The sequence below is a fragment of the Curtobacterium sp. VKM Ac-2922 genome (genome assembly GCF_022815645.1).
Classification (GTDB): Bacteria; Actinomycetota; Actinomycetes; order Actinomycetales; family Microbacteriaceae; genus Curtobacterium.
Genome location: NZ_JALGRO010000001.1, coordinates 169,545 through 182,959 on the forward strand (window position 1 = coordinate 169,545; position 13,415 = coordinate 182,959).

The window sequence follows — 13,415 nt, forward strand, 5'->3', positions numbered from 1 at the left end:
ATGGGGGGTGCCACCCCCCGCGAGGGGGTCATCAGGCGCTTGACGTGGTCGGAACGAGGTACGGCACCGGGGTACATCGTTGGAGCGCTCCGTTCGGACGACCCGGGGGTGTGGTGCGCACAGCGGACATGATGAGCGCTCACTCGGCCGTGGGTGCTGTGGTTCAGCGTCGGACGACGTCGACCACGGCGTCGTGGACCAGGCCGTTCGTCGCCAGGGCGCTGCCGTGCCAGGGGCCGGGAACGCCGTCGAGCGATGTGAAGCGCCCGCCGGCCTGTTCGACGATCGGCACCAGCGCGGCCATGTCCCACGGCTTCAGGTCGGGCTCGCCGGCGACGTCGAGGACGCCCTCGGCCACCATCATGTACGACCACATGTCGCCGTACGCGCGCGTCCGCCAGACCTGCCGGGACAGGGCGACCAGTGCGTCGAGCCGCCCGTCGTCGTCCCACTGCTGCAGGCTGTTGTAGCTGAGACTGGCGTCGGCGAGCGTGGGGACGCCGGACACGCGCAGCACGCCGTCGAGCGAGTGGGCGCCGAGCCCCTCGGCGGCCCACCAGCGCTTGCCGAGGGCCGGGGCGCTCACGACCCCCAGGACCGGGCGCCCGTCGACGGCGAGCGCGATGAGCGTCGCCCAGACCGGCACGCCGCGCAGGTAGTTGACGGTGCCGTCGATGGGGTCGACGACCCACTGGCGGTGGCCCTGGCTGGTGGCCTCGGCGCCGGTGTCGGCGGTCGTCTCCTCGCCCAGGAACGCGTCGTCCGGGCGGTCGGATGTGATGCGTTCCCGCAGGGCCCGTTCGACGGCCTGGTCGGCATCGGTGACGTGGGTGCTGTCGGCCTTCGTGGCGACGCGCAGGTCGGCGGCCCGGAAGCGGTCGAGGCTGATGGCGTCGGCGGTGTCGGCGAGGGAGCGTGCGAAGTCCAGGTCGGCGCTGAGGTCCACGGACCGAGCGTACTGGTGTGCTGGAAGGTTCGTGCGTCCTGGTGTGCCGCGAGGCGCGTGCGTCCTGGTCTGGCCCGAGGCCCGTCGTCTACGCGGCGACGACCTCTTCTTCTTCGAGACGGGTCACGGCGCGCTCGTGCGCCATGCGGGTGCGGTGCGCGACCAGGCCGTGTACCAGGACGCCGAGCAGCACCGCGCCGACCAGCCAGAGCGTCAGCACGAGCGAGCTCCGACCGAGCGAGGCGCCGGGGAAGTACTGCAGGTCCTGCGCGGCCTGCAACCAGGCGGCGCCGCTCCAGAACGTGTTCAGGCCGGCGAAGAACCCGGGCTGGAACGCCGGCTGGAAGATCCCGCCGCTCGAGGTGAAGTTGAGCATCACGAACAGCATGGTCAGCACCGGTGTGGTCCAGCGTCCCAGCAGGGGGTGCAGCCCGATGCCCAGGGCGACGATGATCGCGTCGTACATCCAGGCGAACAGGAACACCTGCCACTGGTGGGTCGTGAGCACTCCGTAGACCGGGCCGGCGACCACCGTGCCGATGCCGGCGACGACCCCGGCGGTGGCGAGCCCGACGATGGCGGTCCACACGGGGCCCAGGCGCTTGGCGAAGGCGGCGACCGCGATGGCCGACGCGTACCCGCCCACACTCAGCGCGACGAGCAGGAAGAAGAGCCCCTGCCCGGTGCTGTCCTGGTCGCGGGCGGGGACGACGTCGACGACCCGGAAGGGCAGGTGCTGCTGGTAGGCGATCGGCAGGAAGACCTTCTGTGCCGCGGTCGCGGTGGTCTCGCTGGCTGCGGTGGAGACGTAGAGCGTGGCCGAGGTCGCCGTGGGGGCGTACACGGCGGCGAGGTCGCGATCGCGGACCCGGCGCTCAGCACTGGTGGTGTCGGCCACCACGTGTGCCACGAGCGCGCCGTCGGACCGGTCGGTCACGGTCTGCGCGAACACCTGCGTGGTCGCTCCCTGGCCGACGATGCCGACGGCGAGGTCCTTCGGCGCGGGGGCGTGGAAGGCGCCGAGGTACGCCAGGCCCATGCCGGCGGCCAGGAACAGCGGCACGAGGATGTGGGTGGCGAAGGACAGCAGGGTGCGCCCGAGCCCGGCTGGGCGCAGGGTGCTCGGGGTGCGGTGGGGCGGCCGGGGAGCGACGTGGCCCCGGTGGTGGGACGCGGCGTCGTCGGCGCGGGCGGGGGAGACGGGAGCGTCGACGCGGGTCGGCGCAAAGTTGTACTTTGCAACTTCAGACACGATCGTCAACAGTACCACTCCGGTACGACCATGTCGACATCCGACGCCCGACGCCCGACGCCCTTACCGGTGTCGGTGCCAGCCGAGCGGTCACGAATCGTCGCTCGGCTCGTGCTCGAGCGACGTACTCCGACAACTCGGGGGACGTGAGCGGGGTGTTGTGACCGGCCGGCGTGACCGATGGCGCGGCCTGTGACCGGTCGCGACACCCCGGGTGCGCGATGTCGAGCGGTCGGAGATCGTCGCTGGAGGGCTCGGCGAGCGACGGACTCCGACCACTCGACGGACGTGAGCGGGGTGTTGTGACCGGCCGGGAAGCACGCGAGCACGCGAGGGCGCGAGCACGCGAGGGCGCGAGGGCACGAGGGCGCGAGGGCACGAGGGCGCGAGGGCGCGAGGGCGCGGGGGCGCGGGGAAGCGCAGCGCGGCGTGCAACGGTCGCGACGACCGGGCACCGCCCGTGGGACTACTCCGTCCCCGGGTCCGCCCCGCCCATGCCCGTCAACAGCGCCCGGAACGAGTCGAGCCGCTCGATGCCCGTCGACCCGAGCTCCCCGGCCTGCACCCGGTCGACGATCTCCCAGTCGTGCGCCTGGTCGAGCGGGATGCCCGGGTCCGGGATGCCCGACTCGGCGGACGGCACCGGGATCGCGTGCGAGGCGAACGCCCGGAACACGTTCGCCGGGTCGACGTGCCCCAGGCCGAACGACCGGACGCCCGGGGTGTCGATGATCCAGCCGCCGCCCGTGACCTGCAGCGCGATCGACGACGACGACGTGTGTCGCCCCCGCCCGGTGACCGAGTTGACGACGCCGACGGCCCGCGTCGAGCCGGTCAGTGCGTTGACGAGCGTGGACTTGCCGACGCCGGAGTGCCCCACGGTGACGGTGACCTGCCCGTCCAGCACCTCGTGCAGCGCGTCCAGGGGGAAGGCGTCCGAGCGGCTCGTGACGATCCGCAGGTCCAGGCACGCGAAGTGCGCCAGGAAGTCGGTCGGGTCGGCGAGGTCGGTCTTGGTGATGCAGAGGATCGGGTCGAGGCCCGCGTCGAACGCCGCCACCAGGTACCGGTCGATCAGTCGTGTCCGGGGCTCGGGGTCGGCCGCCGCGACGACGACGAGCATCTGCGTCGCGTTCGCCACGATCACGCGCTCGACGTCGTCGCTGTCGTCGGCGCTCCGGCGCAGCAGCGTGGTGCGGTCCTGCACGCGGACGATCCGGGCGAGCGAACCCTCGGCCCCCGAGACGTCCCCGGTCAGGAACACGGTGTCCCCGGTGACGACGGACTTCTTGCCGAGCTCACGTGCCTTCGTCGCCGTGATCACCCGCTGTCCGTCGGGCCCGGAGACGAGCACACCGAAGCGCCCTCGGTCGACGTTCGTCACCCAGCCGCTCGGCGCGTCGTCGTACGTCGGGCGGACCTTGGTGCGCGGCCGGTTGCCCTTCGGGTTCGGCCGGACCCGCACGCTCGACTCGTCGTACTGCCCGTACGGCTCGTCCTGGTCGTCGTCACCGTCGACGTCGTCCCACCAACTCACGGCGTCAGGCTCCGGTCCGGGCGGTCGCGACCAGGTCGGCCCAGAGTTCCGGGAACTGCGGCAGCGTCTTGGCGGTCGACCCGATGTCGTCCACCGCGATGCCCGGGGTCACCAGGCCGACGACCGCGCCAGCGGTCGCCATCCGGTGGTCCTCGTACGCGGCCCAGCCGCCGCCGTGGAGCGGCGCCGGCTCGATCCGCAGGCCGTCGTCGAGGACCTGCACCGAGCCTCCTGTCCGGGTCACGTCCGCCGCCAGCGCGGCGAGCCTGTCCGTCTCGTGTCCGCGCAGGTGACCGATCCCGGTGATCGTGCTGGGCGTGTCGGCCAGGGCCGCCAACGCGACCAGGGCCGGTGCGAGCTCGCCACCGCGGGTCAGGTCCAGGTCGACCCCCGGACAGGAGGCCCCACCCCGGATCCCGACGCCGCCGTCGAACACCAGGTCGTCGCCGTCACGGCGCACGGTCGCGCCCCACAGGGGCAGGAGCGTCTCGAGGTCGGCGCCGACCTGTGTGGTCGCGGTCGGCCAGGTGCGGATGCGGACGGTGCCGCCCGCCACCAGGGCCGCGATCGCGAAGGGCGCCGCGTTGGACAGGTCGGGCTCGATGGTGACGTCACGGGCCGCGATCGGGCCGGGGTGCACGACCCACTCGCCGACGGCGGGTTGGTCGACCCGGACACCGCGGGCCCGGAGCGCGGCGACGGTCATGTCGATGTGGGGGATGCTCGGCAGGCGGTCGCCGGCGTGCGTGAGGTGCAGGCCCTCGTCGAAGCGCGGTGCAGAGAGCAGCAGGCCGGACACGAACTGGGACGATGCCGACGCGTCGATCGACAGCGCACCGCCGCGCACCGAGCCGGAGCCGGTGAAGGCGAACGGCAGCGATCCGTCGCCGTCGTCGGTGACGTCGATCCCGAGCGCGACGAGGGCGTCGATGACGGGGCGCATCGGTCGCCGGCGGGCTGCTTCGTCGCCGTCGACGACGACCGGGCCGGTGGCCAGCGCGGCGAGCGGCGGCAGGAAGCGCATCACGGTGCCGGCGAGCCCGCAGTCGATCCGGACGTCGCCGTGCATCGGTGCCGGGGTGACCCGCAGGTCCGGACCGTACGGGTTCGGGGTGGCGCCGTCGTCAGGCGTGACCTGGTCGATGCCGACGCCGAGCGCCCGGAGCGCCTCGATCATGAGCGTCGAGTCGCGGGAGTAGAGCGGCAGGTGGATGGTCGACGGACCGTCGGCCAACGCGGCGAGGACGAGTTCGCGGTTGGTCAGCGACTTCGACCCGGGCAGGGCGACGTCGCCCTGCAGGGGGCCCACTGCGACGGGGGCGGTCCAGGCGTCGGGCTGCTGGGAATGCGTCGTGTCTGCCATCGGTTCACAAGACTACTGAAACGATCGGGAGGACCCTTGGCGACAGCACTCGCACCAGCGCGGACACGCATGCCCGCCGTGGTGACCACGCTCGCGCTGGACGCGCCCGCTCGCGACGCGCTCGCTCTGGACGCGCCCGCTCTAGACTGGCCCGCGATGACCACCGACGAGCCGCAGGCAACTCCGCACGACCTGGTCCACGAGACCGAGGAACAGCTCGACGCCGTCGCCGAGGAAGCAGCGGACCTCGACACCGAGGCCGACGTCGTCGACGCCAAGACCGTCTCGGCCGCCGAACTCCGCTCCCTGTTCGAAGACCAGGCGCTGCCGTTCATGGACCAGCTGTACGGCGCGGCGATGCGGATGACCCGCAACCCGGCCGACGCGTCCGACCTGGTGCAGGAGACCTTCGTCAAGGCGTTCGCCGCCTTCCGGCAGTTCCGCCAGGGCACGAACCTCAAGGCGTGGCTGTACCGGATCCTGACGAACACGTTCATCAACACGTACCGCAAGAACCAGCGGAACCCCTACCAGGGCACCATCGACGAGCTCGAGGACTGGCAGCTGGGCGGCGCCGAGAGCGTCACCCAGTCGATCTCCGCCCGCTCCGCCGAGGCCGACGCGATCGACCACCTGCCGTCGTCAGCGGTGAAGGACGCCCTGCAGGCGATCCCCGAGGACTTCCGGATGGCGGTCTACTTCGCTGATGTCGAGGGGTTCTCGTACCAGGAGATCGCGGACATCATGAAGACCCCCGTGGGGACGGTCATGAGCCGTCTGCACCGTGGACGCCGGCTCCTGCGGGGGCTGTTGGCGGACCATGCCCGCGAGACCGGGGTCGTCCCCGACGCAGCGTCGACGGCGACGATGCGTGGACGAGGCCGGAACACCGCGGCTCCGAGCCGTAGTGCGGCGACGACCCGCACGGCGGCGTCGAGCCGTACCGCGGCGTCGAGCCGCACTGACCGAGAGGGTGAACGATGAGCGGCTGCGACTGCTCCAAGGCGAAGGCGGAGCTCGAGGAGTTCCTGCACGACGAACTGGGCCGCGAGGACGCGGCGGACATCCGTGAGCACATGGCCGACTGCCCCGACTGCGAGACCGAGCACCGTGTCGGCGTGGTGCTGATGGAGACCGTCAAGCGTGCGTGCAGAGAGACTGCTCCGGAGCAGCTGCGGACCGAGATCCTGACCCGCATCCGCGCGGAGCAGGCGACCCACTGACGTCGAAACACGGATGCCGCGCCGGGTAGGGTCGCGATCATGACCCTCTCCGTCGAGTCGATCACCACCTGGTCCGACCCGGACGTCGCCGACGTCGCTGCCCTCGTCCGTTCCCTCGGCCACACGGCCGATGATGCTTCGATGCGCGCGCGTCTCGAGCGGCTCACCCCCGAGGCCGGACACCGGACCTGGGTCGTGCGGGCCGAGGACGGGCGTGCCGTCGCGGTCGCCGGCGCACAGGTCACGTGGGCCTACGCGTCGGACGAGCCGACCGCACAGCTGCTGCTGCTGGTCGTCGACCCGTCGGAGCGCCGCTCCGGAACGGGGTCCGCGCTGCTCGGCACGTTCGAGGCCTGGGCCGCGGAGCAGGGCGCGCGGCAGTTGTCGGCCGTCAGCGCTGCCGCGACCGACAGCGCGCACCGGTTCTACCAGAAGCGCGGCTACCACGACGCCGGGGTCCGGTACACCCGGATCGCGTAGCGGCGCGGGGGGGGGGGGGGGGCTCGTTGCCGCGGGGTCGTCCGCCGCGGCGGTGCACCCCGACAACGACATCGCGCCCCGTTCTCACGGTGTGCGATGTCGTTGCGGGGATGCGAACGATCAGTCGAGCGCCCGGTCGAGGACCTCGGCGGCCTCGGCAGCGGACCGCTTCGACGAGCCCGTCGCCGGCGCGGCACTGGCGGGCCGCGACGCGACGGACAGCGGTCGGCCGTCCAGGTGCGGCGACAGGTTCATGCACACGAACGGCCAGGCGCCCTGGTTCTCCGGCTCTTCCTGGGCCCACACGACGTCGGCGTTCGGGTAGCTGCCGAGGACCTGCAGGATGCGGTCGAGGGGGAGCGGTGCGAGCTGCTCGAGCCGGACCAGGGCGACGTCGGTGCGCCCGCGCTTGTCGGCCTCGGCGCGCAGGTCGTGGTGCACCTTGCCGGAGTGCAGCACGACGCGGCGAACGGCGTTCCGGTCGGTGACCTTCGCGTCGTCGATCACCGGCTCGAAGGTGCCGTTCGTGAAGTCCTCGACCGCGCTGGTCGCCTGCCGCAGCCGCAGCATCGCCTTCGGGCTGAAGACGATCAGCGGCTTCTGCGGACGCTCCCAGGCCTGGCGGCGCAGCAGGTGGAAGTACGACGCCGGGGTCGACGGACGTGCCACCACCATGTTGTCCTCGGCGCAGAGCTGCAGGTACCGCTCGATGCGGGCCGACGAGTGGTCGGGGCCCTGACCCTCGTAGCCGTGGGGCAGCAGCAGGACCAGGCCGGAGCGCTGTCCCCACTTCTGCTCGGCGGACGAGATGAACTCGTCGATGACCGTCTGGGCGCCGTTCGCGAAGTCGCCGAACTGCGCTTCCCAGAGCACCAGGGCGTCGGGGCGCTCGACCGAGTAGCCGTACTCGAACGCCATCGCCGCGTACTCGCTCAGCAGCGTGTCGTAGATGTAGAAGCGGGCCTGGTCCTCGGTCAGGTTCGACAGGGGCAGCCACTCCTGCCCGTTCTCGCGGTCGTGGAACACCGCCTGCCGTTGGACGAAGGTGCCGCGTCGGGCGTCCTGCCCGGCGAGCCGGACGGGCTTGCCCTCGGTCAGCAGCGAGCCGATCGCCATGAGTTCGGCCATCGCCCAGTCGACGCCGCCCTTGCGGGTCATGTCCGTGCGCTTGGTGAGCAGTGCCTGCAGCTTCGGGTGCACCTGGAACCCGGCGGGCGGATTGCCGTGCGCGTCGCCGATGAGCTCGACGAGCTCCTTCGAGATCGCGGTGTCGTGGACCTGCAGTTCGGTGTCGTCACGCTGTGCCGCTGGGCGTTCGAGGCCCTGCACGGCACCGTCGTCGTCGACCTGGATGACGGGGATCGTGCCGGTCTGCGCTTCGTGGGTCTCGGCGAAGGCGCGCTCGAGGCGGTCCTGGAAGTCGCGGTGCGCCTCGTCGTACTCCTGCTGGGTGATGTCACCTCGGCCGACCAGGGCCTCGGTGAACAGCGTCCGGACGGAGCGCTTGGCCTCGATCAGGTTGTACATGAGCGGCTGCGTCATCGAGGGGTCGTCGCCCTCGTTGTGTCCGCGGCGGCGGTAGCAGACCAGGTCGATGACGACGTCGCGGTGGAACTCCTGCCGGTACGCGAACGCCAGGTCGGCGACGCGGGCCACGGCCTCGGGGTCGTCCCCGTTGACGTGCAGGATCGGCGCCTGGATCGTCTTGGCGACGTCGGTGGAGTACACCGAGGTGCGCGCGGAGTCGGGCGGGGTGGTGAACCCGACCTGGTTGTTGATCACCAGGTGCACGGTGCCGCCGGTGCGGTAGCCGCGCAGCTGCGACATCTGCAGGGTCTCGACGACCACACCCTGGCCGGCCATCGCAGCGTCACCGTGGACGAGCACGGGCAGCACGCCGAACTCACCGGCCGGTCCGCGGTCCTGCTTGGCGCGGACGATGCCCTCGAGCACGCCGTCGACGGCTTCGAGGTGCGACGGGTTCGCGGCGATCGTGATCGGGATCGTGGTGCCGTCCGACGCGCGGAAGACCCCCTCGGTGCCGACGTGGTACTTGACGTCGCCGGAGCCCTGACCCTGCACGGCGCCGGGGAGCGTGGTGCCCTCGAACTCGCGGAAGATCTGGCCGTAGGTCTTGCCGGCGATGTTCGTCAGCACGTTCAGGCGGCCACGGTGGGCCATGCCGATCGCGACCTCGTCGAGCCCGGCGACGGCGGCGTGCTGGATGAGCGTGTCGAGGAACGGGATCGTCGACTCGCCGCCCTCGAGCGAGAAGCGCTTCTGGCCGACGTACTTCGTCTGCAGGAAGGTCTCGAACGCCTCGGCCTCGTTGAGCTTGCCGAGGACGCGGAGCTGCTCGTCCTTCGACGGCTTCGAGTAGGGGACCTCGATGTGGGACTGGAACCAGCGACGCTGTTCCGGGTCTTGGATGTGCATGTACTCGATGCCGACCGTGCGGCAGTAGGCGTCGCGCAGGACACCGAGCACGTCACGCAGCGGTGCGTTCGTGGTGCCGGCCAGACCGCCGGTCACGAACTCGCGGTCGAGGTCCCAGAAGGTCAGCCCGTGGCTCTCGATCTCGAGGTCGGGGTGGGTGCGCTGGCGGTACTCGAGCGGGTCGATGTCGGCCATCAGGTGCCCACGGACCCGGAAGCTGTTGATCAGCTCCTGCACGCGCGCGGTCTTGTTGACGCGGTGGGCCAGGTCCACGTTGATGTCGTTGGCCCACTGGATCGGCTTGTAGGGGATCCGGAGCGCCGAGAAGATGCCCTCGTAGAACCCGTGCTCACCGATCAGGCGCTCGTGCACCTTCTTCAGGTACTCGCCCGAGCCGGCGCCCTGGATGACGCGGTGGTCGTAGGTGCTGGTCAGTGTGATCGTCTTGCCGATGCCGAGTTCGACCAGGGTCTTGGATGCCGAGCCCTGGAACTGTGCGGGGTACTCGAGTGCGCCCGCGCCGATGATGGCGCCCTGGCCCTTGGTCAGGCGGGGGACCGAGTGCACGGTGCCGATGCCGCCGGGGTTGGTCAGCGAGATCGTGGTGCCCTGGAAGTCGGCCGGCGTGAGCTTGTTGTCGCGGGCCCGCTTGACCAGGTCCTCGTACGCCGACAGGAACTGGCCGAAGGTCAGGGTCTCGGCGCGCTTGATGCTCGGGACGAGCAGGGAGCGGGTGCCGTCCTTCTTGGGGACGTCGATCGCGATGCCGAGGCCGACGTGTGCGGGGGCGACGACGAAGGGCTTGCCGTCGCGTTCCTCGTAGAAGACGTTCTGGCTCGGGAAGTCCTTGAGCGCCTGCACCATGGCCCACCCGATCAGGTGGGTGAAGGAGATCTTGCCGCCGCGGGCGCGACGCAGGTGGTTGTTGATGACGATCCGGTTGTCGATCATCAGCTTGGCGGGGATGGTGCGCACGCTGGTGGCGGTCGGGACGGTGAGCGACGCGTCCATGTTCGACGCCAGGGTCTTCGCCATGCCACGCAGCGGGGTCGCCACGTCTTCGTGGGTCTCCTCGTGGTCGTCGGCGGCGTCGTTCGCCTCGGCCGGGATCGGCTGCGGGGACGGCTGCTTCGAGGTCGTGCGGGCCTGGATCGTCGCCCCCTTGCCGTCGCCGGACCCGGCCGGAGCGGCCGACCCGGCAGCAGCGGCAGGGCCACCAGGAGCGGCGGGAGCAGGAGCAGGAGCGGCCGCAGGCTGTGCCGGGGCAGCGGTCGCGGCGGCCTTGCCGGAGGTCTGGTGGTAGCTCTCGAGCACGGGCCACCAGGACTCGTCCACCGAGTGCTTGTCCGCGACGAACTGCTCGTAGAGCTCGTCCACGAGCCACTCGTTCGCGCCGAATTCGCCCGCGGTCTCGTCAGTTCCGGTCAGATGGCTCGACACAGCCGATCGCCCACTCTCCGTCGATTGATGCTCGTGTGTGTCGTGCGGCGCAACCCTGCCCCGCACGTCGTCAAGCGTAGCCGTTCCCACATGTCCGTCCGGTGTCAGCCCGAGGCATGTCGTCCCGCAGTACGGTGGGCCGCATGAGGTTCTACGAGACGCGGCCGACCCACGACCTGACCTACTCCGACGTCTTCCTCGTGCCCAGCCGTTCCGGGGTCACGAGCCGCTTCGACGTCGACCTCGCCGCGAACGACGGTTCGGGCGTCACCATCCCCATCGTCAGCGCCAACATGAACTCGGTCACCGGTCCGCGGCTGGCGGCGACGCTCGCACGTCGGGGCGGGCTCGGCGTGCTGCCGCAGGACATGCACCTGCAGGACCTGGACGCCGCGATCCGGTGGGTGAAGGACCAGCCCGTCGCCTTCGACACCGCGATCGAGATGCGCGCCGACACCACGGTCGCCGAGACCCTCGAACAGCTCCTGCCGGTCGCCGGTCGCGGGGTCGTCGTCCGCGATGCCGCCGGCGAGTACCTGGGCTGCGTGCCGGCCACCCGACTGGGCACCGCCGGACCCGACGCCACCCTCCGCGACCTGCTGCACGGCGCGTCGACCGGGATCGACGCCGAGGACGCCGGCACCCCCCGCCACGTGTACGACGTGCTCACGGCAGCCGACGTCGACTTCGCGCCCGTCACCCGGCACGGCAAGGTCGTCGGCACCACCAGCCCGACCAGCGCCATCCGCTCCGACATCTACACGCCCGCCGTCGACGCCTCCGGCCGGCTGCGGGTCGCTGCCGCGATCGGCATCAACGGTGACGTCGCGGCCAAGGCGAAGGCCCTGGCGGCAGCCGGCGTCGACGTCCTCGTCCTCGACACCGCCCACGGTCACCAGGAAGCGATGCTCCGCGCGCTCCGCACGGTCGCCGCCCTCGACCTCGGCATCCCGCTCGTCGCCGGCAACGTCGTCACCGCCGACGCCGTCGCCCACCTGGTCGATGCCGGGGCGTCGATCATCAAGGTCGGCGTCGGACCCGGAGCCATGTGCACCACGCGCATGATGACCGCCGTCGGGCGTCCGCAGTTCTCCGCCGTGCTCGAGACCGCCGCCGCAGCCCGGTCGCTCGGCGCGCACGTCTGGGCCGACGGCGGCGTCCGCTACCCGCGCGACGTGGCGCTCGCCCTGGCCGCCGGCGCCAGCGCCGTCATGATCGGCTCGTGGTTCGCCGGCACGCTCGAGGCACCGGGCGTCCTGCGCCGCGACACCGCCGGCAAGGCCTACAAGGAGAGCTGGGGGATGGCCAGCGCCAAGGCCGTGCGCGAACGCTTCGAGCGCCTCGACCCGTACGAGCGTGCACGCAAGGCACTCTTCGCCGAGGGCATCTCGTCCTCGACGATCTACCTCGACCCCGAGCGCCCGAGCGTCGAGGACCTGCTCGACATGATCACGACCGGTGTCCGCAGCTCGGCGACCTACGCCGGCGCGACCAGCCTGGCCGAGTTCTCGGAGCGTGCGCTCGTGGGCATCCAGTCCGCCGCCGGGTACGAAGAGGGCAAACCGCTCCCCGTCAGCTGGTAGCCGCCACACGACGGACGGGAGGCCCGGTGCCAGCTGGTACCGGGCCTCCCGTCCGTCCTGTGCGCCCGTCTCAGCGGCGGCGGGTCGCGTCCTCGACGGTGCCCACCAGCTCTTCGAGGATGTCCTCGAGGAACAGCACGCCCGTCGTGCGCCCGTCGGCGTCGAACGCCCGCGCGACGTGGCGCCCCGCAGCACGCATCGTGGCGAGCGCGTCCTCGAGGTCCATCTCGGTGTAGAGCGAGATGAGCTGCCGGATGCGCTTGGGCGGCACCGGGTCGTCGAACTCGTCCGGACGCAGGTCGATGACGTCCTTGACGTGCACGTACCCGGTCGGGTCGCCCTGGTCGTTCAGCAGCACGTACCGCGAGAACCCGCGCTGGGCGACGGCCCGCTCGACGTCACCGGGGGTGGCGACGTCGGGGAGCGTGACCAGCTCGGACATCGGCACGGCGACGTCCTTGACCTTCTTCTCGGTGAACTCGAACGCCATGCGGAGCGTGCCGCCGTCGTCGGACAGCGTGCCCTCGCGGCGGGACTGCTCGACGATGGTCTGCACCTCTTCGACGGTGTAGGCGCTGACGGCCTCGTCCTTGGGCTCGACCTTGAACAGGCGCAGCACACCGTTCGCGACCGAGTTCAGGCCGACGACGACCCAGTGCAGGCCGTGGCCGATGTACCAGAGCGTCGGCACCAGCAGCAGGGCCGCGCGGTCCGGCATCGAGAACGAGATGTTCTTCGGCACCATCTCGCCGAACACCACGTGCAGGAACGACACGAGCAGCAGCGTGAACACGAACGCCACGACGCCGATGACCTCGACGCTCCAGCCGGTCAGGTGCAGGGGTGCCTCGAGCAGGTGGTGGATCGCCGGCTCGGAGACGTTGAGGATGAGCAGCGAGCACACCGTGATGCCGAGCTGCGTGGTGGCGAGCATGCGGGTGGCGTGCTCCATCGCCCACAGCGTCATCTGTGCGGCACGGGAGCCCTCTTCGGCGCGGGGCTCGATCTGCGAGCGGCGCGCGGAGATGACGGCGAACTCGGCGGCGACGAAGTACGCGTTGCCCGCCAGCAGCACGAAGAGCCAGAAGATCCCCCACCAATCGGAACTCAATTGGTGCCCCCGATCGAGCCAGAAGATCCCGCTGCGCCCATCCC

The 13,415-nt window shown here is 71.1% G+C and carries 10 protein-coding genes; 4 read left to right on the top strand and 6 right to left on the bottom strand.

Going from position 1 to position 13,415, the window contains the following annotated elements:
* Positions 1–163: 163 nt before the first annotated feature.
* From MT346_RS00760 to aroA, 4 genes are all read right to left on the bottom strand, one after another.
* Positions 164–946: an inositol monophosphatase family protein gene (locus MT346_RS00760; RefSeq protein ID WP_243560749.1), complete on the bottom strand. Its 783-nt coding sequence runs from the start codon at positions 944–946 to the stop codon at positions 164–166.
* Positions 947–1,034: 88 nt separating this feature from the next.
* Positions 1,035–2,198, bottom strand: coding sequence for a hypothetical protein (locus MT346_RS00765; RefSeq protein WP_243560751.1), 1,164 nt, complete (start codon positions 2,196–2,198; stop codon positions 1,035–1,037).
* A 466-nt stretch (positions 2,199–2,664) separates the two neighbouring features.
* Positions 2,665–3,735 carry a ribosome small subunit-dependent GTPase A gene (rsgA, locus tag MT346_RS00770; protein WP_243560754.1) on the bottom strand — a complete coding sequence of 357 codons (1,071 nt, stop codon included), beginning with the start codon at positions 3,733–3,735 and terminating at the stop codon, positions 2,665–2,667.
* A gap of 4 nt (positions 3,736–3,739) precedes the next feature.
* Complete coding sequence (gene aroA / locus MT346_RS00775) at positions 3,740–5,098, bottom strand: 3-phosphoshikimate 1-carboxyvinyltransferase (RefSeq protein WP_243560756.1); 1,359 nt, start codon at positions 5,096–5,098, stop codon at positions 3,740–3,742.
* 156 nt (positions 5,099–5,254) lie between these two features.
* Between aroA and MT346_RS00780 the strand changes: the two genes are divergently transcribed.
* The 3 genes from MT346_RS00780 to MT346_RS00790 are packed head-to-tail and all read left to right on the top strand — an operon-like array spanning position 5,255 to position 6,801.
* Positions 5,255–6,082: a sigma-70 family RNA polymerase sigma factor gene (locus MT346_RS00780; RefSeq protein ID WP_279396549.1), complete on the top strand. Its 828-nt coding sequence runs from the start codon at positions 5,255–5,257 to the stop codon at positions 6,080–6,082.
* Positions 6,079–6,321 carry a zf-HC2 domain-containing protein gene (locus MT346_RS00785; protein ID WP_243560758.1) on the top strand — a complete coding sequence of 81 codons (243 nt, stop codon included), beginning with the start codon at positions 6,079–6,081 and terminating at the stop codon, positions 6,319–6,321. The genes MT346_RS00780 and MT346_RS00785 overlap by 4 nt, the downstream gene beginning before the upstream one ends.
* A 39-nt stretch (positions 6,322–6,360) precedes the next feature.
* Complete coding sequence (locus MT346_RS00790) at positions 6,361–6,801, top strand: GNAT family N-acetyltransferase (protein ID WP_243560760.1); 441 nt, start codon at positions 6,361–6,363, stop codon at positions 6,799–6,801.
* A 120-nt stretch (positions 6,802–6,921) separates the two neighbouring features.
* On the opposite strand, the gene MT346_RS00795 is transcribed toward MT346_RS00790, so the two are convergent.
* Positions 6,922–10,677 carry a multifunctional oxoglutarate decarboxylase/oxoglutarate dehydrogenase thiamine pyrophosphate-binding subunit/dihydrolipoyllysine-residue succinyltransferase subunit gene (locus tag MT346_RS00795; RefSeq protein WP_243560762.1) on the bottom strand — a complete coding sequence of 1,252 codons (3,756 nt, stop codon included), beginning with the start codon at positions 10,675–10,677 and terminating at the stop codon, positions 6,922–6,924.
* 143 nt (positions 10,678–10,820) lie between these two features.
* On the opposite strand from MT346_RS00795, the gene MT346_RS00800 reads away from it, so the two are divergent.
* On the top strand, positions 10,821–12,260 hold the full coding sequence (locus MT346_RS00800; RefSeq protein ID WP_243560765.1) for a GuaB1 family IMP dehydrogenase-related protein: 1,440 nt from the start codon (positions 10,821–10,823) through the stop codon (positions 12,258–12,260).
* Between the two features lie 70 nt (positions 12,261–12,330).
* On the opposite strand, the gene MT346_RS00805 is transcribed toward MT346_RS00800, so the two are convergent.
* A complete protein-coding gene (locus MT346_RS00805) occupies positions 12,331–13,371 on the bottom strand; it encodes a hemolysin family protein (RefSeq protein WP_243560767.1) in 1,041 nt (346 codons plus the stop codon).
* Positions 13,372–13,415 lie beyond the last annotated feature (44 nt).